At 59.9% G+C, this 20,657-nt stretch carries 14 protein-coding genes; 6 read left to right on the top strand and 8 right to left on the bottom strand.

Annotated features, from left to right (window positions below; all coding sequences use genetic code 11):
- Positions 1 to 165: 165 nt before the first annotated feature.
- Genes mexE through CAF76_RS01155 form a run of 3 tightly spaced genes read left to right on the top strand, consistent with a single transcriptional unit; the run spans position 166 to position 6,044 of the window.
- Positions 166 to 1,419: a multidrug efflux RND transporter periplasmic adaptor subunit MexE gene (mexE, locus tag CAF76_RS01165; RefSeq protein ID WP_064596473.1), complete on the top strand. Its 1,254-nt coding sequence runs from the start codon at positions 166 to 168 to the stop codon at positions 1,417 to 1,419.
- A 15-nt stretch (positions 1,420 to 1,434) separates the two neighbouring features.
- Positions 1,435 to 4,626: an efflux RND transporter permease subunit gene (locus tag CAF76_RS01160; protein ID WP_064596472.1), complete on the top strand. Its 3,192-nt coding sequence runs from the start codon at positions 1,435 to 1,437 to the stop codon at positions 4,624 to 4,626.
- Positions 4,623 to 6,044, top strand: a complete 1,422-nt coding sequence (locus CAF76_RS01155) for an efflux transporter outer membrane subunit (RefSeq protein ID WP_085646521.1) — start codon at positions 4,623 to 4,625, stop codon at positions 6,042 to 6,044. Before CAF76_RS01160 ends, CAF76_RS01155 begins: the two co-directional genes overlap by 4 nt.
- A 60-nt stretch (positions 6,045 to 6,104) precedes the next feature.
- Here the strand turns inward: CAF76_RS01155 and CAF76_RS01150 are convergent, their stop codons facing one another.
- From CAF76_RS01150 to CAF76_RS01140, 3 genes are read right to left on the bottom strand one after another with little or no spacing between them, the layout of a single operon-like run.
- Positions 6,105 to 7,085: an HlyD family secretion protein gene (locus tag CAF76_RS01150; RefSeq protein ID WP_085610246.1), complete on the bottom strand. Its 981-nt coding sequence runs from the start codon at positions 7,083 to 7,085 to the stop codon at positions 6,105 to 6,107.
- Between the two features lie 4 nt (positions 7,086 to 7,089).
- The gene (locus tag CAF76_RS01145; protein ID WP_039768281.1) at positions 7,090 to 7,290 is read right to left on the bottom strand and encodes a DUF1656 domain-containing protein; all 201 of its coding nucleotides are present in this window, start codon (positions 7,288 to 7,290) and stop codon (positions 7,090 to 7,092) included.
- On the bottom strand, positions 7,280 to 9,415 hold the full coding sequence (locus CAF76_RS01140) for an FUSC family protein (protein WP_085646520.1): 2,136 nt from the start codon (positions 9,413 to 9,415) through the stop codon (positions 7,280 to 7,282). The genes CAF76_RS01145 and CAF76_RS01140 overlap by 11 nt, the downstream gene beginning before the upstream one ends.
- A gap of 191 nt (positions 9,416 to 9,606) precedes the next feature.
- Between CAF76_RS01140 and CAF76_RS01135 the strand changes: the two genes are divergently transcribed.
- From CAF76_RS01135 to CAF76_RS01125, 3 genes are all read left to right on the top strand, one after another.
- On the top strand, positions 9,607 to 10,662 hold the full coding sequence (locus tag CAF76_RS01135) for a tetratricopeptide repeat protein (protein WP_085646519.1): 1,056 nt from the start codon (positions 9,607 to 9,609) through the stop codon (positions 10,660 to 10,662).
- 128 nt (positions 10,663 to 10,790) lie between these two features.
- Positions 10,791 to 12,293, top strand: coding sequence for an ATPase domain-containing protein (locus tag CAF76_RS01130; protein ID WP_064596462.1), 1,503 nt, complete (start codon positions 10,791 to 10,793; stop codon positions 12,291 to 12,293).
- Positions 12,290 to 13,960 carry an ATP-binding protein gene (locus CAF76_RS01125; protein WP_085646518.1) on the top strand — a complete coding sequence of 557 codons (1,671 nt, stop codon included), beginning with the start codon at positions 12,290 to 12,292 and terminating at the stop codon, positions 13,958 to 13,960. Before CAF76_RS01130 ends, CAF76_RS01125 begins: the two co-directional genes overlap by 4 nt.
- Before the next feature lie 13 nt (positions 13,961 to 13,973).
- Here CAF76_RS01125 and CAF76_RS01120 read toward each other — a convergent pair whose 3' ends face one another.
- Genes CAF76_RS01120 through CAF76_RS01100 form a run of 5 tightly spaced genes read right to left on the bottom strand, consistent with a single transcriptional unit; the run spans position 13,974 to position 20,518 of the window.
- Positions 13,974 to 14,351, bottom strand: coding sequence for a response regulator (locus CAF76_RS01120; protein WP_007954537.1), 378 nt, complete (start codon positions 14,349 to 14,351; stop codon positions 13,974 to 13,976).
- A 44-nt stretch (positions 14,352 to 14,395) separates the two neighbouring features.
- The gene (locus CAF76_RS01115; protein WP_085610240.1) at positions 14,396 to 15,610 is read right to left on the bottom strand and encodes a hybrid sensor histidine kinase/response regulator; all 1,215 of its coding nucleotides are present in this window, start codon (positions 15,608 to 15,610) and stop codon (positions 14,396 to 14,398) included.
- Complete coding sequence (locus tag CAF76_RS01110) at positions 15,604 to 16,197, bottom strand: chemotaxis protein CheB (protein ID WP_085646517.1); 594 nt, start codon at positions 16,195 to 16,197, stop codon at positions 15,604 to 15,606. Before CAF76_RS01110 ends, CAF76_RS01115 begins: the two co-directional genes overlap by 7 nt.
- Positions 16,194 to 17,027 (bottom strand): protein-glutamate O-methyltransferase CheR, encoded by an 834-nt coding sequence (locus CAF76_RS01105; RefSeq protein ID WP_064596454.1) that lies wholly within the window; start codon positions 17,025 to 17,027, stop codon positions 16,194 to 16,196. The genes CAF76_RS01110 and CAF76_RS01105 overlap by 4 nt, the downstream gene beginning before the upstream one ends.
- The gene (locus CAF76_RS01100; RefSeq protein WP_085646516.1) at positions 17,027 to 20,518 is read right to left on the bottom strand and encodes a response regulator; all 3,492 of its coding nucleotides are present in this window, start codon (positions 20,516 to 20,518) and stop codon (positions 17,027 to 17,029) included. Before CAF76_RS01100 ends, CAF76_RS01105 begins: the two co-directional genes overlap by 1 nt.
- Positions 20,519 to 20,657: the final 139 nt, after the last annotated feature.

Below are 20,657 nucleotides of genomic sequence, written 5' to 3'. Positions count from 1 at the left end.
GTCATCAGGCCAATTGATAGCCCCCTAACGAAAGGCGCATGCTAGAGGGCTTCTCTCGGGCTTATATCATTCCGAATGATAGTTACCTTCGTGTCATTCGATTCGTTTTGCTATCGACCCGCCGAGCATCATCCGCCCATCTTCAATACATTGGCGGATGCATCCATGGAACAATCACTCAAACATTTGCGCTTCCCGTTGGCTCTGTTGGCCGTGCTGGTGATGAGCGCCTGCGGCAAGACTCCGGAAACCGCCGCCACCATGCCTGCTGCCAAGGTCAGCGTGGCCAAGGTGCTGGAACAACCGGTCAACGAGTGGGACGAATTCACCGGGCGCCTCGAAGCGCCGGAAACCGTTGAAATCCGTCCGCGGGTCTCCGGCCAGATCGACGAAGTCGCCTTCACCGAAGGTGCTCTGGTCAAGAAAGGCGACCTGCTGTTCCAGATCGACCCGCGTCCGTTCCAGGCCGAGGTCCGCCGCCTCGAAGCCCTGGTTGCCCAGGCCCGTGCCAACGCCACTCGCAGTGAAAACGAAGCCGGCCGTGGCGAACGCCTGCGCGCCAGCAACGCCATCTCCGCCGAACTGGCCGACTCGCGTACCAGCGCTGCACAAGAAGCCCGTGCGGCTGTTGGCGCGCTGCAAGCGCAACTGGACCTGGCCAAGCTGAACCTGAGCTTCACCCGCGTCACTGCGCCAATCAGTGGCCGCGTCAGCCGTGCCGAGATTACCGCCGGTAACCTGGTGACCGCCGACACCACCCCGCTGACCAGCGTTGTGTCCACCGACAAGGTCTACGCCTACTTCGACGCCGACGAGCGTGTGTTCCTCAAATACACCCAGCTCGCCCGTCAGGGTCAGCGCGGCGCGACCACCCCGGTCTATATGGGCCTGTCCAATGAAGACGGCAACCCACACCTGGGCCAAATGAACTTCGTCGACAACCAGGTCAATCCGAAAACCGGCACCATCCGTGGTCGCGCCGTGTTCGACAACAGCGACGGCACTTACACCCCGGGCCTGTATGCACGTCTGAAACTGGTCGGCAGCGGCACCTACAACGCCATGTTGATCAACGATGAAGCGGTCGGTACCGACCTCGGCAAGAAGTTCGTGCTGGTGATGGATGGCGACAACAAGACCGTCTACCGCGCCGTTGAACTCGGTCCGAAGATCGAAGGCCTGCGTATCGTGCGCAGCGGCCTGAACAAGGACGACACGATCATCGTCAAGGGTCTGCAACGGGTTCGCCCTGGCTCCCCGGTTACGCCTGAAGTGATCCCGATGGCCAGCGAGCAAACCATTGCCGCTCTCGCTCAACAACGACAAGCGCTGGAAGCCAGCAACCTGCCCAAAGTCGCACCTGCCAAAGGCGCGCCGGGTTCGGTTGTAAAACTGGCTGCTGCGACCCCACGCGGTTAAGGGACGACAACTCCGATGAATTTTTCCCAATTCTTCATTTCACGGCCGATCTTCGCAGCGGTGCTGTCGCTGTTGATCCTGATCGCCGGTGCGATTTCGCTGTTCCAGTTGCCGATCAGCGAATACCCGGAAGTCGTGCCACCGACCGTGGTGGTGCGTGCCAATTTCCCGGGCGCTAACCCAAAAGTCATCGGTGAAACCGTGGCGGCTCCACTGGAGCAAGCCATCACCGGCGTCGAGAACATGCTGTACATGTCCTCGCAATCCACCGCTGACGGCAAGATCACCCTGACCATCACCTTCGCCCTGGGCACTGACCTGGACAACGCGCAGGTGCAGGTGCAGAACCGCGTGACCCGGACCGAGCCGAAGCTTCCGGAAGAAGTGACGCGCATCGGTATCACCGTCGACAAGGCTTCGCCCGACCTGACCATGGTTGTGCACTTGACCTCGCCGGACAAACGCTACGACATGCTGTACCTGTCCAACTACGCGATTCTCAACATCAAGGATGAGCTCGCTCGCCTCGGTGGTGTCGGTGACGTGCAGTTGTTCGGTATGGGCGACTACTCGCTGCGGGTATGGCTCGACCCGAACAAGACCGCTTCGCGCAATCTGACCGCGACTGATGTGGTGACCGCCATTCGCGAACAGAACCGTCAGGTGGCCGCCGGCCAGTTGGGCGCGCCCCCTGCTCCGACTGCGCAAAGCTTCCAGCTGTCGATCAACACTCAAGGCCGTCTGGTCTCCGAGGAAGAGTTCGAGAACATCGTCATTCGCGCCGGCGACAACGGTGAAATCACTCGCCTGAAGGACATCGCCCGCGTCGAACTGGGCTCCAGTCAGTACGCCCTGCGTTCGTTGCTGAACAACCAGCCAGCCGTAGCGATCCCGATCTTCCAGCGTCCGGGCTCCAACGCCATCGAAATCTCGAACGAAGTTCGCGGCAAGATGGAAGAGCTGAAGAAAAGCTTCCCGCAAGGCATGGACTACAGCATCGTCTATGACCCGACGATCTTTGTGCGCGGCTCCATCGAGGCGGTGGTTCACACCCTCTTCGAAGCACTGATTCTCGTGGTTCTGGTGGTGATCCTGTTCCTGCAGACCTGGCGCGCCTCGATCATTCCGCTGGTGGCGGTGCCGGTATCGTTGATCGGTACGTTTGCGGTGATGCACCTGTTCGGCTTCTCGCTCAACGCCCTGTCGCTGTTCGGCCTGGTACTGGCGATCGGTATCGTGGTGGACGACGCCATCGTGGTGGTGGAGAACGTCGAGCGGAACATTGAACTGGGGCTCAACCCCTTCGATGCGACCAAAAAGGCCATGGGTGAAGTGACCGGCCCGATCATTGCGACAGCGCTCGTGCTGTGTGCGGTGTTCGTACCCGCCGCGTTCATCTCGGGCCTGACCGGTCAGTTCTACAAGCAGTTTGCTTTGACCATCGCGATCTCTACGGTGATCTCGGCGTTCAACTCGCTGACCCTGTCACCAGCACTGGCCGCCGTGTTGCTCAAGGGCCACGACGCGCCGAAAGATCGGTTCTCGAGAGTGCTGGACAAGATCTTCGGTGGCTGGCTGTTCCGTCCGTTCAACCGTTTCTTCGACCGCGCCAGTCACGGTTACGTCGGTACCGTGCGCCGGGTCATCCGTGGCAGCGGCATCGCCCTCTTCCTGTACGCAGGCTTGATGGTGCTGACCTTCTTCGGTTTCTCCAGCACCCCGACCGGCTTCGTACCCGGCCAGGACAAGCAATATCTGGTGGCCTTCGCGCAACTGCCGGACGCCGCGAGCCTGGACCGCACCGAAGACGTCATCAAGCGCATGTCCGACCTGGCACTGAAACAGCCAGGCGTGGAAAGCGCCGTAGCGTTCCCGGGTCTGTCGATCAACGGCTTCACCAACAGCCCGAACGCCGGCATCGTATTCGTGACCCTGAAACCGTTCGACGAGCGTAAAGACCCGAGCATGTCCGCCGGTGCGATTGCCGGTGCCTTGAACGGCCAGTACGCCGGGATTCAGGAAGCCTATATGGCGATCTTCCCGCCGCCGCCGGTACAGGGGCTGGGCACCATCGGTGGTTTCCGCCTGCAAATCGAAGACCGGGGCAACCTGGGCTACGAAGAGCTGTACAAGGAGACCATGAATATTATTGCCAAGAGCCATAACGTTCCGGAACTGGCCAACCTGTTCACCAGCTACACCGTGAACGTGCCGCAGGTCGATGCCGCCATCGACCGGGAAAAAGCCAAGACCCACGGCGTGGCCGTCAGCGACATCTTCGACACCCTGCAGATCTACCTGGGTTCGCTGTATGCCAACGACTTCAACCGCTTCGGTCGTACCTATCAGGTCAACGTTCAGGCAGAGCAGCAGTTCCGCCTCGAATCCGACCAGATCGGCCAGCTGAAAGTACGCAACAACAAGGGCGAGATGATCCCGCTGGCGACCTTCATCAAGGTCAGCGACACCTCGGGCCCGGATCGTGTGATGCACTACAACGGCTTCATCACCGCTGAAATCAACGGTGCAGCAGCCCCGGGCTACAGCTCCGGCCAGGCCGAAAAAGCCATCGAGAAACTGCTCAAGGATGAACTTCCGAACGGCATGACCTACGAGTGGACCGACCTGACCTACCAGCAGATTCTGTCCGGTAACACAGCGCTGTTCGTGTTCCCGCTCTGCGTATTGCTGGCGTTCCTGGTGCTCGCGGCTCAATACGAAAGCTGGAGCCTGCCACTGGCGGTGATCCTGATCGTACCGATGACCCTGCTGTCGGCCATCACCGGTGTGATCATCTCTGGCGGCGACAACAACATCTTCACCCAGATCGGCCTGATCGTACTGGTGGGCCTGGCGTGCAAGAACGCGATTCTGATCGTCGAGTTCGCCAAGGATAAGCAGGAAGAAGGCCTCGATCCGCTGGCCGCCGTACTGGAAGCCTGCCGTCTGCGTCTGCGGCCGATCCTGATGACCTCGTTCGCGTTCATCATGGGTGTGGTGCCACTGGTTTTCTCCAGCGGTGCCGGTGCCGAGATGCGTCATGCCATGGGTGTGGCGGTGTTCTCCGGGATGCTCGGTGTGACCTTCTTCGGTCTGCTGCTGACCCCCGTGTTCTATGTGCTGATCCGCAACTTCGTGGAGCGCAGCGAAGCTCGCAAAGCGGCCAAGGCGCAAAATCTTCAAAAGCCACTGGAGGCGCACCAATGAGTCTGAAAGTCTTCCTGCCGAGCCTGCTGGTGCTGGCCCTGAGTGCCTGCGCCGTCGGCCCTGACTACAAGACCCCGACGACGGAGGCGGCGAACATCACGTCCGCCACCGGCGGCGCCGCCGGCCAGAAGAACTTCGACCGTTCGAAATTCGAAGGCATCTGGTGGCAGCAGTTCGACGATCCGACCCTTAACCAGTTGGTGACTCAATCGCTGCAAGGCAACCGTGAACTGCGCGTGGCATTCGCCCGCTGGAAAGCCGCCCGGGCGATCCGCGACGACGCCAGCAACGATGCAATGCCGACCATCACCAGCCGCGCCAGCAGCGATCTGGCCAAAGGTCAGATCCCGGGCCAGACCACCAATCGGGTCAATAGTGAACGCTATGACCTGGGCCTGGACATGGCTTGGGAACTGGACCTGTTCGGACGTATCCAGCGCAATCTGGAAGCCAGCGACGCCGACCAGCAAGCGGCCGAAGCCGATCTGTACCAACTGCAAGTCACCATGATTGCCGAACTGGTGGACGCTTACGGTCAACTGCGCGGTGCGCAACTGCGGGAAAAGATCGCGCTGGCCAACCTGAAGAACCAGCAGGAATCGCGCAAGATCACCATCAGCCTGCGTGACGCCGGCGTTGGCGATCAGCTCGATGTCGAACGTGCCGATGCACGTCTGGCATCGGTCGAAGCCAGCGTGCCGCAGCTGCAGGCAGAACAGGCCCGGCAGAAAAACCGCATCGCCACCCTGCTGGGTGAACGTCCGGACAAGCTGACCGTCGACCTGAGTCCGAAAGACCTGCCGGCGATTGCCAAGGCCTTGCCGATCGGTGATCCGGGCGAACTGCTGCAGCGTCGTCCGGACATCCTCAGCGCCGAACGCAGACTGGCTTCGGCCACGGCGCGTATCGGTGTAGCCAAGGCCGACCTGTTCCCACGGGTCAGTCTCAGCGGTTTCCTCGGCTGGACGGCCGGGCGTGGTTCGCAGATCGGTTCCTCGGCGGCCAACGCCTGGGCACTGGGCCCGAGCATCACCTGGGCGGCGTTCGACCTTGGCAGCGTGCGGGCCCGTTTGCGCGGCGCCGATGCCGATGCCGAAGGCGCACTGGCGACTTACGAGCAGCAAGTATTGCTCGCGCTGGAAGAGTCGGAAAACGCCTTCAGTGATTACGGCAAGCGTCAGCAACGGTTGATCTCGCTGATCCGTCAGAGCGAATCGAGCCGCAAGGCTGCCGACCTCGCCGAAATCCGCTACCGCGAAGGCACCACCGATTTCCTGGTCCTGCTCGACGCCCAGCGTGAGCGTTTGAACGCTGAAGACAGCCAGGCCCAGGCCGAAGTGGATCTGTATCGCGGCATCGTCGCGATCTACAAGGCCCTCGGTGGCGGTTGGCAGCCAGAAACGGTCGCCAGCAAGTAATCGTTTTTTTAAAGAGCTCCTTTGGTTGGCCGCAACCAACCAAATTTTTTGCCCCGCGTATCATTCGGTCGCGGGGCTTTTTTGTCTCTGTCTTTCATGGTTTTCCAGCACCGTGACCGTCGCGGTGGTACCGGCTCTGAGTCGGTCCTTGCCCGCGTAATCGGGATCGATGCCAATCCGCACCGGCACCCGTTGCGCCAGTTTCACCCAGGTGTAGCTGGGGTTGATGTTGGCCAGCAATCGGCTGCCCGGCGCGTTTTCCCGATCAGCAATGGCGAAGGCGATGCTTTGCACGGTTCCACCGAATTTTTCCCCGCTCATCAATTCGATCCGCACCCGATCACCCTCCTCGATCCGTGGCAGTTTGGTTTCCTCGAAATAGCCGCTGACGTAAAAGGAGTCGCTATCCACCAGCGCCAGCAAGGCACTGCCGGCTACCGCGTAATCCCCCTGCCGGGTCAGCAGATTGGTGACATAACCGCTGACCGGTGCTTCGACGCGGGTGCGTTGCAGATCCAGTTCAGCCTGGGTCAATGCAGCAATCGCCAGTTGCACGTTGGCTTCGGCGAGACCGAGATTGGCCTGATTGCGCAACAGATCGGCCTGGGCCACCGCCACATCGGTGCTGGACTTCTCCCACTCTTCCCCGGAAATCGCGAACCCTTGCTTGAGCGTACGTCGCCGGCGCTCTTCACTCTGGCGTTGTTTGAGCAATGCCTCGCTGGCGACAATGGCCGCTTGCGACTGCCCAAGCGTAGCCTTGGAGACCTCCACCGAGCGTTTCGCATGCTCGACGGCCAGACTGTAGCGAGCCGGATCGATTTCCAGCAGCAACTGGCCCTTGACGACATACTGGTTGTCCTGCACCGCCAGCGTGACGATGCGGCCCGAGACATCCGCCGAGAGTGTCACCACATCCGCCCTCACCCGCGCATCCCGAGTCCACGGGGCCCGGGTGTAATGTTCCCAGGCAAACCAGCCGAGCACGATGGCCAGCAGCACCACCGCCAATGTCGTCAATCGAGTGAGCAACGTCTTCAAGGTTTCAGGCTCCCATCAGCAGAATCAGTGCGGCGCACACACAGGCATAAAGGGCGCCTTCGAACAGCGCCTCATGCCAGACAAAACGCAGGACGCCGAGCCGGCGCAAACCCCAGTCGAGCAGCAGAAAAACCGGTATGGCCAGCAACAAGGCCTGAGCGATTGGCGGCAGGTAAACGCCGCCGATCTCGAAATCAATGGGCAAGGATGGGCTCTCCTTCAGATCGGTCGGGCTGCAAACGCTCGCCATGTCGTTCCAGAAACGACACCACGATCAACAGGGCCACGCGCATGCGAAATACCGACCACAAGTGCTCATGGGTGGCGACATGCAAGGCATCCAGCTCATCGCCGAGCGCATGCAGCGTAGCCAGTAAAGGTGTCAGGCGTACATCCGGTCGGCCGGCGACGAAACGGCCGGTCTGACGCAATGCCGTCGACAGCTGCCTATGCAAATCGTCCGTAAGCAGAGCATTGTTTTGCGCCTGTTGCCTGAGCTGGTGCATGGCCACGCCCAGCGCTACACAAGCGAGGCTGATTTCATACAGGCGCTGCATGTCCCGTTCGTTGGCGGCCGGCAACACGCCCAGCATCGAGGTCAGGCGATCTACCATGCGGCTTTCGAAGGCGAATTGCTGTTCATCGGTGGCCGGGCTCTTGGTCAGTTGGTAGACCTGCTCCCGCGCTTCGTTGTAAAAGCGCCGGATGCGCAGAGCCGGGCGGAACGGGAAAATCCAGGCATAAACAATCAGAGCCAGCATCGCCGCACTCACGTAGGCTCCGGCAAATTCGAACCATTGAATGGCGGTGTTCTGCCCGGTGCCGACGTTCTGCGGCCCGAGCATCAGGAAACTCGACAGCCCCAGGCCCATGCCGATACCGGTGGTGGCCGGTTTGGCCAGTCCGACCGCGATCACATACAGCAGAGGCGCGAGCAGCAAGGCCAGCATTTCGAAATCACTGATAGCCGGGACCAGCATGAATTGATAGAACGCCGAGACGACCAAGGCCAGTCCCAATCCTCGGGCGTAACTCTGTGCAGCGATCAAGGGACGCGGAAATGTCGCCATCAACGAACACAGAATCCCCACCAGAATCATCCCGCCCCGCGCGCCGTCCCAAGCGGTCTCGATCCAGATCAGCCCAGCCACCAGCAACGCGCTGAAGGCGCGAATGGCATTCATCGTCGCGAGGGTGAAATCCAGGTGCAAGGGGCTGGACTGGCCACGAAACATGCAACTGGCTTCGCGTCCTTCCTGTATCGCGTCGCTCAGTTCGAGAATCTGCTCCAACTGCTGCAACAGCCGCGCCTGCTCCCAGCGCAGTGCCCACGCCAGCGAACGCAGGGTTGCACTCATGTCTTCGGTCAGTTGTTCGGCCCTGTAGGCGAGCCCTTCGAACTGCTGTTGCAGCGCGACGAACTGGTGCCGCGCCTCTGCCGGCAATGAGCGCCCTTGCTGTGCGAGCTGGTCCAGTAGCGCCAGTTCTTCTGCACGCAATTGCTGGATCTCCAGCGGCAGATCGCCCTCCCAACGCTCGGTGAGCAGTTCCCGCTGGTGACGCAGCGCGGTCAGGCGCGAGGTCAGCAGCATCAGTTGATTACCCAGCAACAGCACCAGATTGTTGGCACTGCGCAGACGCGGGGCGTCGAAATACAAATGCCGGCGCAGGCCTTCAAGGGCGCTGATTTCCCCCAACAACTGCATTTGCCGGCGCTGAAAGTCCGCTTCGCTTTCTTCGGTGCGAAGTACAGCGGCGGCATGGGTGGCAACCAGCCTGATCACCTGATCGACCTTTGCAAAATAGTTGCGCGACACCGCCTCGGGCCGCGCCGTCAACAGACTGACAACGCACACGCACGCTACCGCCAACAAGGTTTCGGTGACCCGGGTCACCGCCAGCAAAAAGGTGCCGTCCTGATCCGGAATCGCCAGCAGCGCCACTACCACAGCGGTATATCCGCTAAGCACGAACGCCTGAGAACTGGTGTAGCGCAGTAGCGTGCCGCCCGCCGTGCACAGCGCCAGCCATAAGGCCAGGGTCGTGATGAACGGCAACGGCGCCTGGGGAAAAATTGCCATCAGCACCACCGCCACCACCGCGCCAAGGGTCGTCCCGATGATTTGCCCGAAGCTGCGTGCCAGCGCCATCCCGGCCAGTGGCTGGCTGATGATAACGACGGCCATGATCGACCACTTCGGTTGATCCAGATCGAACAGAAACGCCAGGTACAAGGTCAGCAATCCGGCGACGATGGTGCGCAAACCAAACAGCAGCACTGCCTGACCGGGGTGGATCAGCGCCTTGAAATAAATGAGCAGGGACTGCATGGATAGCCTCGTCGAAACAACTTCTGCAAGCGTAGTCACTGTATTAAGGATTGATGGTTTACGGGAGCCACAAAGCTCGTAGGGCGTTTCAGCACTTGTAGTAGGTCATATCAGGCACAGTGTTTGACTCACGGCGCGAGCTGACAGAAGCTTGCGACCTCCGCTGCAAAACGAAAGTTTCGGAAATTCGCATGCCTCAGTCTCGCCGCTATTTGCTCATCAGCCTCGGCCTTGCGCTGGTCCTGATCGTCGCCTGGCTGTCTTTGCGCAGCACTGCGCCGGTTGTGCCGGAAGCGATCAAACACGGTTACAGCGAAGCGCTGGCCGCCGCGCGTGCCGGTCAACCGGGGGCTGCGCGGGTTTTATACCAACAGCTGGGGCGCCCGGATCTGTCGGTCAAACGGCGTGTCTGGCTGCACGCCGAGCTGCCCAACTACCCGAGCCCGCAGGCCTTGAAACTGGCGGACGCCGATCTGCAAAACGAATCGCCGGACGTTCGACTGGCCGCAATCAAAAGCGTGACGGGCCTGGTGCCTGGCGGTCAGCGCAGTTTGCTGTTGGGCCCGTTGCTCGATGATGAGGATCAAACCGTACGCTTTGCTGCAATCAACGCCCTGCTCGGTTTGTCTCCGGATCAACTGGGCCTGTATTTCGCGCCGTTGCAGCAAGGCATCGACATGTGGGAAGAGGCGCTCAAGAGCCAGCCGGAAAGCGCCGCCAACTATGCCCAACTGGCGCGCCTGTATCTGCACAATGCGGAGCACAAACAGGCGCAGCAAGCGTTGGAGCAGACCCTGCGCCTGGATCCCGGCAATCTGCCGGCGTTGGTGATGCAGATCGAAGTACTCGATCGCCAGGGCCAGAGCGACGCCGCGCGTCAGTTGCTCGCCCGACAATTGAAGGCCCAACCCGATTCGGCTTATCTGCAACATGCCCTGGGCCTCTGGCTGCTGCATCACGATCAACGCGAGTACGCCCTGCTCGGTTTGTCCAAAGCCGTAGAACTCGAGCCCGACAACAAGGACTACCGCTACGACCTTGCTACCACCCTGCACAGCGCCGAAGAACTGGAAGCGGCGCAAAAGCAGTTGCAGGAAATCGTCCAGCGTCACCCCGCCGACCGCAAGGCGCGGGTGTTGCTGATCAACTACTGGAAAGAAAGCGGTCAGTTGCAGAATGTGCAGATCCTGTTGGCTCAGCTTGAGCAGATGAACCCTGACGATCCCTCGTTGCAGCAAGGCCTCTAGCCGCCTTCCAGACACATCCGGCAAGAAACTCGGAACCGCAGTCTCCGCAAAGGGTCAAGTAATCAAGCAGTACCAATCGGCGTCCGGCGCCCGCTGCCTCGTTTCCCCTAGTCATGAGAGGGCATTTTTTGTCTACATCGAACGCGTTGATCAGTGCAAAAGCCGCCACCGGCATCGAAGGGCTGGACGATATCCTCGCCGGTGGCCTGTCCCGCAGTCACGTTTTCTTGCTGGAGGGTGAGCCTGGAACCGGTAAAACCACGGTCGCGTTGCATTTTTTACTGGCCGGCGCCCGTGCCGGTGAGCGCTCTTTGTACATTACGCTCTCCGAAACCGAGCATGAGCTGCGTCAGGGCGCGGCCTCCCACGGATGGGAGCTGGGCGAAAATATCGAAATTTTCGAGCTGACTCCCCCGGAAAACCTGCTCAACGCCGAGCATCAGCAGAGTCTCCTGTATTCATCGGATCTGGAGCTGGGCGAGGCGACCAAACAGATTTTCGAGGTGGTCGAACGCTTCAAGCCGACCAGGGTGGTACTCGACAGCCTTTCAGAGATTCGCCTGCTCGCGCAAAGCTCCCTGCGCTACCGTCGACAGATTCTGGCAATCAAGCATTACTTCGTGCGCTATGACGCCACGGTGCTGCTGCTGGATGACCTGACCACCGAATCCCTCGACAAGACCGTGCACAGCGTTGCCCACGGCGTGATCCGGCTCGAGGAATTAACGCCCAACTACGGCGCCGAACGCCGACGCGTCAGGGTGGTCAAGTATCGCGGCCAGAAATATCGTGGTGGCTACCATGACTTCACCATCATGGGCGATGGCGTGCATGTTTTCCCGCGTCTGGTGGCGGCCGAGCACCGGGGCGATTACCCGCGTCTGCAGCTGTCCAGCGGCATAAAAGAGATGGACGCGCTCTTGGGCGGCGGCATCGAAACCGGCTCCAGCACATTGATTCTGGGCCCGGCAGGCACCGGCAAGTCGTTGATCTCGATGATCTTCGCGGCCGCAGCGGTGTCACGCGGGGAAAAAGCCGCGCTGTTCATCTTTGATGAAGAGCTGGAGCAGCTGTTCGAGCGCATGAAAAACATCGGCATCGACCTCAAGGCTCTGCGAGCCACCGGTAATCTGCTGATCGAACAGGTCGACGCCGCCGAACTGTCCCCCGGCGAGTTCTCCCACCGTGTGCGGCGCTGCGTCGATGAAAGAGACATCAAGACCGTGGTGATCGACAGCATCAACGGTTATCAGGCCGCGATGCCGGAAGAAAACGCCTTGGTGCTGCACATGCACGAACTGTTGCTGTACTTGAACCGCAAGGGCGCCGCGACCTTCATGACCGTCGCCCAACACGGCCTGGTTGGCGACATGCAGGCGCCGGTGGACATCACCTATTTGGCCGACACCGTAATTCTGCTGCGCTACTTCGAAGCGATCGGCAAGGTGCGCCGAGCCATCTCGATCATCAAGAAACGTACCGGCAGCCATGAATCGACCATTCGCGAATACCGCATTTCCACGAAAGGCATGACCATCGGCGAACCACTGGAAGCCTTTCAGGGGGTGCTGCGCGGCGTACCGACCTACCTCGGCGCGAGCAATCCGCTGCTTAAGGACGATTTCTTGTGACAGTCACCGTACCACTGTCGGAACGGGCGTTGATCCTCGCCCCCCTCGGGCGCGACAGTCAGGTTGCGCTGATGATCCTCAACGAAGCGGGCTACGGTGGCCTGATCACTCCCGACCTCAGAACGCTTTGCACCGAACTCGAACCCGGTGCCGGGTTGCTGTTGATTGCGTCCGAAGCCTTGCTGGGCCCGGATCTGGAAACCCTGCTGGCGTATCTGGATCAACAGCCCGCCTGGTCGGATCTGCCGATTGTGTTGTTGACCCACCACGGAGGATCCCAACAGGGACCCTCGTCGCAGTTGAGCAAATTGCTGGGCAACGTGACGTTTCTTGAACGTCCTTTCCATCCGGTGACCCTGGTCAGCCTGATCTCCACCGCCCTTCGCGGTCGACGACGACAGTACGAAGCCCGCGACCGCCTGATCGATCTGAGCGAAAGCGAACGACGCCTGCAATCGACCCTGGAAACCCTTGAGCAACAAGTCGAAGAACGCACCGCCCAGCTGCGGCACAACGAGGAAGCGCTGCGCCAGTCGCAGAAAATGGAAGCGGTCGGGCAATTGACCGGCGGTATCGCCCATGACTTCAATAACATGCTGACCGGCATCATCGGCAGCCTCGAGTTGATCCGCCGTCGACTGGCGCGTGGCCGGACGGAGGATCTCGACAGCCTGATCGATCTCGGCGTGACCTCGGCCAACCGTGCCGCCGGCCTGACTCATCGCCTGCTGGCTTTCTCCCGACGCCAGTCGCTGGACTCCAAAGCCGTAAAAATGAACGATCTGGTGCAATCGATGGGCGAGTTGCTGCAACGCAGCCTCAACGAAAGCATTCATCTGGAAATGCGCCTGCACCAGGAGCTATGGGTAGCCGAGGCTGACCCCAATCAACTGGAAAGCGCCCTGCTCAATCTGGTAATCAACGCCCGCGACGCGATGCCCAGCGGCGGCCATCTGGTGGTCGAGACCGGTAATCAGGTGCTGGGGCGCGACTTTACTGCCGCTTACACTAATCTGGAGCCCGGCGATTACGTCGTATTGAGCGTGAGCGATAACGGCTGCGGCATGCCGGAAAACGTCATCAACCGGGCGTTCGATCCGTTTTTCACCACCAAGCCGATCGGCCAGGGCACGGGGCTCGGCTTATCGATGATCTATGGCTTCAGCAAACAATCCGGTGGTCATGTCTCGATCGAGAGCGAGATTGATAAGGGCACCACGGTCAAACTTTATCTGCCACGGTTCAAAGGCGAGACATTGCCGCATGAGCCGCTGGACATTGAACAGGCCCCCGACGCCGTGGAAGGCGAAACCGTATTGATCGTTGAAGACGACCCGGCGGTGCGGGTGCTGGTCAGTGCGGTCTTGAGTGAGCTGGGTTACCGGTTTTTCGAAGCCAGCGATGCTGACGGCGCAGTTCCCATTCTTGACTCGCCGCAGCGCATCGATCTGCTGATCAGCGACGTTGGCCTGCCAGGCATGAACGGCCGGCAACTGGCGGAAATCGGCCGGCAATACCGGCCCGACCTGAAGGTTCTATTCATTACCGGTTACGCCGAACACGCCGCTGTACGCGGCGGGTTCCTCGACTCCGGGATGCAGATGATCACCAAGCCGTTCACCTTCGATCTGTTGACGGCGAAGGTGCGGGAAATGATCAAGAGCTGAGGCGGTTCACGCCTCAGGCCAGCAGTTCCTGAATCTTCTCTTGCAACACATCCAGATCGAACGGTTTTTCCAGGATCGGCGCCCGGCGTGTGATAGGGCTGCCGGTCTCGCGGATTTCCTGCGGATAGCCGCTGATGAAGATCACCTTCAGATCAGGACGCAATTTGACGGCGGGCTCGGCGATCTGCACGCCGGAGATTCCGCCAGGCAAGCGGAAATCAGTAATCAACATGTCCAGATGCGGCTTGCTCGCCAGAATCTCGAACGCCTGCTCGCCGTTCTCGGCCTGCAATACACGATAGCCCTGCCCTGACAGATAGTCTGTCAGCACCATCAGGATCACCGGTTCGTCCTCGACGACGAGTACTACATCTTGTGCATCTACGCTCATGGGAAGCCTTTGTTCGGTCAATAGCTGCTGATACGACCGTGCGGTCACTCAGAGGTTGCGTTTGTTTCGCCGTTTTCCTGGAGCGGCAGACAAACGCGAAACAGGGCGCCCTCGTTGATCTTGCTTTCGACGACGATGAAGCCGCCATGGGCGGCGACGATCTGTTCGGAGATGAACAGACCCAGTCCGAGGCCGGCCACCACCGTCTTGGCGGAGACCCGTTCGAACTGTTGAAAAATGCGTTTCTGATTTTCCTCGCTGATGCCGATGCCGTGATCCTGAACCTCGACCCGTGCGTGGTTGCCCTGGCGATAGACGCGCACCTGAATCGGGCTTCTAGCGCCATAACGCAAGGCATTGGTCAGCAGGTTGGAAATCACCTGTTCGATGCGAAACTCGTCCCAGCAGCCTTCGACCGGACTCTCCGCTTCGAAGGAAACGGTGGTTTCCGCCGCCTCGATCTGTTGCGCAAAGTTTTGCAGCAAGTTGCTCACCAACTGCGCGAGATCGAAGCGACTCGGTCGAATCGACAGCTTGCCGGTGCGGATCCGCGAGACGTCGAGCATGTCCTCGATCAGGCGGATCAGGCTTTTGATCTGGCGTTCGTCGCGGTCAACCATCGCGTGCATTTTGTCGAGGGTGAACGCGGCGGCGTTGTCCCGGGCCAGATGCATCTTGCGCAACTGGGTTTCGAGGATAAGACCGTTAAGGGGCGTGCGCACTTCGTGGGCGACGATCGACATGAAATCGTCACGCATGCGTACCGCCTGCTCCAGTTCGCCCTGGGTTCTTTGCAGTTGCTGAAGCAGCGCCTCCTGTTCGCGACGACTCTGCTCCAGCGCTTCGACCTGTTGCTTCATCGCCTTGCTCTGGCGGTACAGATCGACAAAGACATTCACCTTGCTTTTTACCGCATGGATGTCCAGCGGCTTGTGCAGGAAGTCCACTGCCCCGCTTTCGTAGCCTTTGAACGCGTAATTGAGTTCGCGGCCAGCGGCGCTGACGAAGATGATTGGAATGTTCTTGGTTTTCTCGGTACCGCGCATCAATTCGGCCAGTTCAAAGCCGTTCATGCCGGGCATTTGCACGTCAAGAATGGCCATGGCGAATTCGTGTTGCAGCAGCAGCGACAGTGCTTCGTCCGCCGACAATGCTTTGTAGACGGTGCGATCCTCACGTTTGATCAGCGCTTCGAGGGCCAGCAGGTTCTCGGGCAGATCGTCGACGATCAGCAGTTTTGCCTGGATATTACTCAGCATGCGATTCGTTCCAGCTCGACAAGCAGACGGCCGATGCCGTGTATGGGAAGTATGTAATCCGGTTGATGCGTTTTCAGTGCCGCGCGAGGCATGGTATCGACCTGTGCGTCATCCGGATCCTGCACGACGGTCAGCCCGCCCTGGCGTTTGACCTGGGCCAGGCCTCGCGCGCCATCGTGGTTGGCGCCGGTCAGCAGCACGGCGGCCAGCGCCGGCCCGTAGGCATCAGCGGCGGATTCGAACAGGAAATCGATCGAAGGCCGCGAATGATGCAAACGGTCTTCAAGGCTCAGCGACAGGCTGCGATCCTGCTCCACCGACAGGTGATAACCCGGCGTGGCGAAATACACGGTGCCGGGCATGATGTCCTGTTTGTCGGTGGCTTCAGCGACCGGCAGCGCCAGCCGCCGGGCGAATACCTCGACGAGCTGACTGCGACGCTCTTCCGGCAGATGCAGCACGATGATGATTGGCAGCCCGAACCCGGCCCGCAGCGAACCAAGCAAGGTCAGCAACGCCTCGACGCCACCGGCGGAAGCTCCGACCACAATCGCCTCGACCCGAGGCAAATCCGCGGCACTGTTCATGATTTGCGGTAAATCCGTTCTTGTTTAACCAGGGGTTCGAACTGGTTGGCATAGCCTGAGAAGTCGAGGGTTTCCTTGCTGCCCAGCACCAGGAATCCACGGTGACACAACGATTCATGGAACAACCCGAAAGCTCGATCCTGAAGTTTTTTATTGAAATAAATCAATACGTTACGACATGAAATTAATTGAGTTTCGGAGAATACGCTATCGGTCGCCAGGCTGTGATCGGCGAACGTCACGTTCTCGCACAGGCTCTTGTCGAAAATCGCATAGCCATAGGCCGCAGTGTAGTAGTCGGCGAACGAACGCTGGCCGCCTGCCTGCTGATAGTTGGCGGTGTAGGCACGCACGTTTTCCATCGAAAAGATCCCTTGCTTGGCCTTGTCCAGCGAGCGCGGGTTGATGTCGGTGGCGTAGATGATCGTACGATCAAGCAGGCCTTCTTCGCGCAGCAGGATCGCCATCGAGTAGACCTCCTCACCGGTGCTGCAGCCGGCGATCCAGATCTTGATCGACGGATAAGTCTTGAGCAGCGGCACCACTTCCTGACGGATCGCCAGGAAGTGCGATGGATCGCGGAACATCTCGCTGACCGGGATCGTCAGCAATTGCAGCAACTGCATGAACGCCGTCGGGTCATGCAGGACTTTCTCCTGCAAGGCCGAGATGGTCGCGCACTCGAACTGGCTCAACGCATGTTGCACACGGCGCTTGATCGAAGCGCCGGAGTAATCGCGAAAATCGTAGCTGTACTTGAGATAAATCGCTTCGATCAGCAACCGCAGTTCGATTTCACTGTTCCGCTCAACGGAATTACTACGTTCCACTAAATGCGTTCCATCTTGGGTAACCACACGCGAATCAGCGAGAACAGGCGATCCAGGTCAATGGGCTTGGCCAGGTAATCATTGGCACCCGCCTGCAGGCAGCGCTCCTGATCGTCCTTCATGGCCTTGGCCGTCACCGCGATGATCGGCAGCTTGCGCCAGCGCGGATCCTTGCGGATTTCCATGGTGGCTTCAAAACCATCCATTTCCGGCATCATCACGTCCATCAGCACCAGGTCGATGTCCTCGACTTCATTCAGTTTTTCAATCGCTTCGCGACCGTTTCGGCCAATCACCACGACTGCACCCTTGGTTTCCAGCGCACTGGTCAGGGCGAATATGTTGCGTACATCGTCGTCCACCAGCAGCACCTTGCGTCCTTCGAAGACCTTGTCGCGGCTGCGGGCGGTCTTGAGCATCTTCTGCCGTTCATGGGACAACTGTGATTCGACTTTGTGCAGAAAGAGTGTGACCTCGTCCAGCAGACGTTCCGGCGAGCGTGCGCCCTTGATGATGATCGAACGCGAATACTTGCGCAGTTCGGCTTCTTCGTCGCGGGTCAGATTGCGCCCTGTGTAGACAATGACCGGGGGGAACGAGCAGATGTCCTCGGTGGACATGCGCTTGAGCAGATCGTTGCCAAGCATGTCCGGCAGCTTCAGATCGATGACCATGCAATCGAAAATCGTCGTGCGCAGCAGTTCCAGCGCGTCCTGCGCCAGGCCGACGGCGGTGATTTCGATGTCATCGTCGCCGATCAGGCGGGCGATGCTTTCCCGCTGCAGATCGTCGTCCTCCACCAGCAGCACACGTTTGACCTTCTGCGTGAGCTTGGCTTCGAGACGGGCAAACACGTCCTTGAGCTCTTCGCGAGTGGTCGGCTTGACCGCGTAACCGATGGCGCCCATGTGCATGGCCGCTTCGACGCGGTCTTCCACGGAAATTACGTGCACCGGGATGTGCCGGGTCTCGGCGTGTTCTTTCAGACGCTGCAGGACGGTCAGACCCGAGTGATCCGGCAGGCGCATGTCCAGCAGGATCGCGTCCGGCACGAACTCTTTGGCCAGGTCATAACCTTCGTCGGCACCGTGGGCAACCAGGCATTGATAGCCCAGTTCATGGGCCAGGTCATAGAGGATGTGGGCGAAATTCGGCTCGTCTTCCACCACCAGAATGCAGCGGGTATCAAACGGCGCTTTATTGCGGTCATCGTTGAAACGTGGAATGTCGACAGAGGCCAGCGGCGAAACCGTCACGGCGGGTGCAATGACCGGAGCGGCAGCGGGCGGGCTGAACGTCAGCGGCGCGACCGGCGCGTCGCCCGGCTCGCGGTATTGCTGCGGCAGCACCAGGGTGAAGACACTGCCCTGCCCCGGCGCACTGGTGACGCTGATCGAACCACCCAGCAGCGTCGCCAGATCCCTGGAAATCGACAGACCCAATCCGGTGCCGCCGTATTTGCGGTTGGTGGTGCCGTCAGCCTGACGGAAGGCCTCGAAAATGCTTTCCTGTTGATCCGCTGCGATCCCGATCCCCGAATCGCGCACGATAAAGGCAATGTGATCGTCCGGCTGGCCGGCGATGGTCAGGCTGACCGTGCCCTGTTCGGTGAATTTCACGGCGTTGGACAGCAGGTTCTTGATCACCTGCTCCAGACGCTGGCGGTCGGTAAACAAGGTGATGGGCGCATCGGGCTGCAACTCGACGGTGAACGTCAGTTTCTTGTCCGCGGCCAGCGGTTCGAACACGCTGCGCAGGCCGTCGGCCAGGCGCGCCACGCTGGTGTTTTCCGGCATCACCTCGAGTTTGCCGGCTTCCACCTTGGAGATGTCGAGAATGTCGTTGATCAGGTTGAGCAGATCGTTGCCGGCAGAGTAGATCGACTCGGCAAACTTGACCTGCTCGGCGCTGAGATTGTCCTGCGGGTTTTCTGCCAGCAGCTTGGCCAGAATCAGCGAACTGTTCAGCGGCGTGCGCAGCTCGTGGGACATGTTGGCGAGGAATTCAGACTTGTACTTGCTCGAGCGCTGCAACTCTTCGGCACGCTCTTCGAGCTGCACCTGGGCCTGATTGAGCTCGTTGTTCTTTTGATCCATGGCGTCGCGCTGCTCGGCCAGGGTCTGGGCCTGTTCGGCCAGTTGCTCGTTGGTCTGCTCCAGCTCGACTTGCTGGGTTTCCAGGTGAGCCTGGGACTCCTTGAGAATCCGCGACTGTTCCTCCAGCTCTTCGTTGGCGGTCTTCAGCTCTTCCTGCTGCACCTGCAACTCTTCATTCAGTTGCTGGGTTTCGGCCAGCACTTCCTGCAAACGCTGGCGATAACGCGCCGCTTCGATGGACGTGCCGATGTTGCCGGCGATCAGTTCCAGCAGCGCCACATCACGGTCGGTGAGCGGACGCAGGAACCCGAGTTCGATCACGCCGTTGACCCGGTCGTCATCACTGGTCGGCACCACCAGCACACTGTGTGGCAGGCCTTCGCCCAGACCGGAGCTGACCTTGAAGTAATCGGATGGCACCGAGTCGAGACGGATCAGCCGAGCCTGCTGGGCGACCTGCCCGACGAGGCCTTCATCGCTGTAAATCAACTGATCCTGTTGTTCCTGTTCGCGGGAGAAACCGTAAGTCGCCACGCGTTTGAGGCCGCCATGCTCCTCGCGCACATACAGCGCGGCCACGGCGGTGCCGAGGTACTGGGCGCAGAATTGCAGGATATTGCGCCCCAGCAGATTGACCGTCAGTTGCCCCAGCACTTGCTCGGCGAGCTGAGTCTGGCCGTTGCGCAACCAGGCTTGCTGTTCCAGACGCTTTGCACTGGCCTCTTGCGCCGCCAAGGTCGCGCCATAGCTTTGCGACAGGTTGAGCAGATCGCGCCGACCGACATAGGCCAACAGACCGCTGATGCCCGCCACGAACAGCAGATAAAGGCTGATGCTCCAGACCGTGGTGCGGCGAACGTCTTCGTTGCGGGAGGCGCGCAGCAACTGTTCGGTTTCAATCACATCTTCGAACTGTTTACGTATTTCGTCGGTCAGGCGCTTGCCCTTCCCCGCTTTGACCGCCGACTTGTAATCACCGCTGGCGCGTTGCAGATCGATCATCGACTGCGCATAGGTCGCCCACTCGGTCTGCAGCGCCTGAAGTCGACGCAGGCGATCGGTCTGCGCCGGATTGTCGGCAGTCAGTTCAAGCAAGGTATTCAGTGCCACGGCGATGCGTGGCTTGGCCGTTTCGTACGGATCGAGGAAATGCTCGTCGCCGCTGAGCAGATACCCGCGCATGCCGGTTTCCAGATCCACGGTGAGTTTCACCGCTTCGTTGGCGTTATTGATCACCCGGTCGGTGTGCTCCACCCACTGGATCACAGACAACAAATAGGTGATCAATGAAATGAAGAACACGGCACTGATGACGCCGACGCCCAACGGCAAACTGACGTTGCGGCTCAGGAGTTTGCGAAACCGTTGCTCATCAACCGAAGACGGAGAGGACATGTGGCAGCCTTGTCGAACTGTTGAAAACCAGGGAGTTTGCCCCAAAACGGCACCATGGATCCATTTTTCTCACAGCTTTAATACTGTTTTCCTACATTTGCCTACGCCGAATCGCGGCCCAACAGTTATCCTTGCCCGC

It is taken from the genome of Pseudomonas sp. B40(2017) (genome assembly GCF_002112855.1).
Taxonomy (GTDB): Bacteria; Pseudomonadota; Gammaproteobacteria; order Pseudomonadales; family Pseudomonadaceae; genus Aquipseudomonas; species Aquipseudomonas pharyngis.
This window is presented reverse-complemented; position numbering and strand designations above follow the sequence as displayed.

Coding starts and splice junctions, on each gene's coding strand:
- CAF76_RS01135 (WP_085646519.1), top strand. CDS start 9,607: ATGCCTCAGTCTCGCCGCTATTTGCTCATCAGCCTCGGCCTTGCGCTG.
- CAF76_RS01110 (WP_085646517.1), bottom strand. CDS start 16,197: ATGAACAGTGCCGCGGATTTGCCTCGGGTCGAGGCGATTGTGGTCGGA.
- mexE (WP_064596473.1), top strand. CDS start 166: ATGGAACAATCACTCAAACATTTGCGCTTCCCGTTGGCTCTGTTGGCC.
- CAF76_RS01140 (WP_085646520.1), bottom strand. CDS start 9,415: ATGCAGTCCCTGCTCATTTATTTCAAGGCGCTGATCCACCCCGGTCAG.
- CAF76_RS01155 (WP_085646521.1), top strand. CDS start 4,623: ATGAGTCTGAAAGTCTTCCTGCCGAGCCTGCTGGTGCTGGCCCTGAGT.
- CAF76_RS01120 (WP_007954537.1), bottom strand. CDS start 14,351: ATGAGCGTAGATGCACAAGATGTAGTACTCGTCGTCGAGGACGAACCG.
- CAF76_RS01115 (WP_085610240.1), bottom strand. CDS start 15,610: ATGCTGAGTAATATCCAGGCAAAACTGCTGATCGTCGACGATCTGCCC.
- CAF76_RS01160 (WP_064596472.1), top strand. CDS start 1,435: ATGAATTTTTCCCAATTCTTCATTTCACGGCCGATCTTCGCAGCGGTG.
- CAF76_RS01100 (WP_085646516.1), bottom strand. CDS start 20,518: ATGTCCTCTCCGTCTTCGGTTGATGAGCAACGGTTTCGCAAACTCCTG.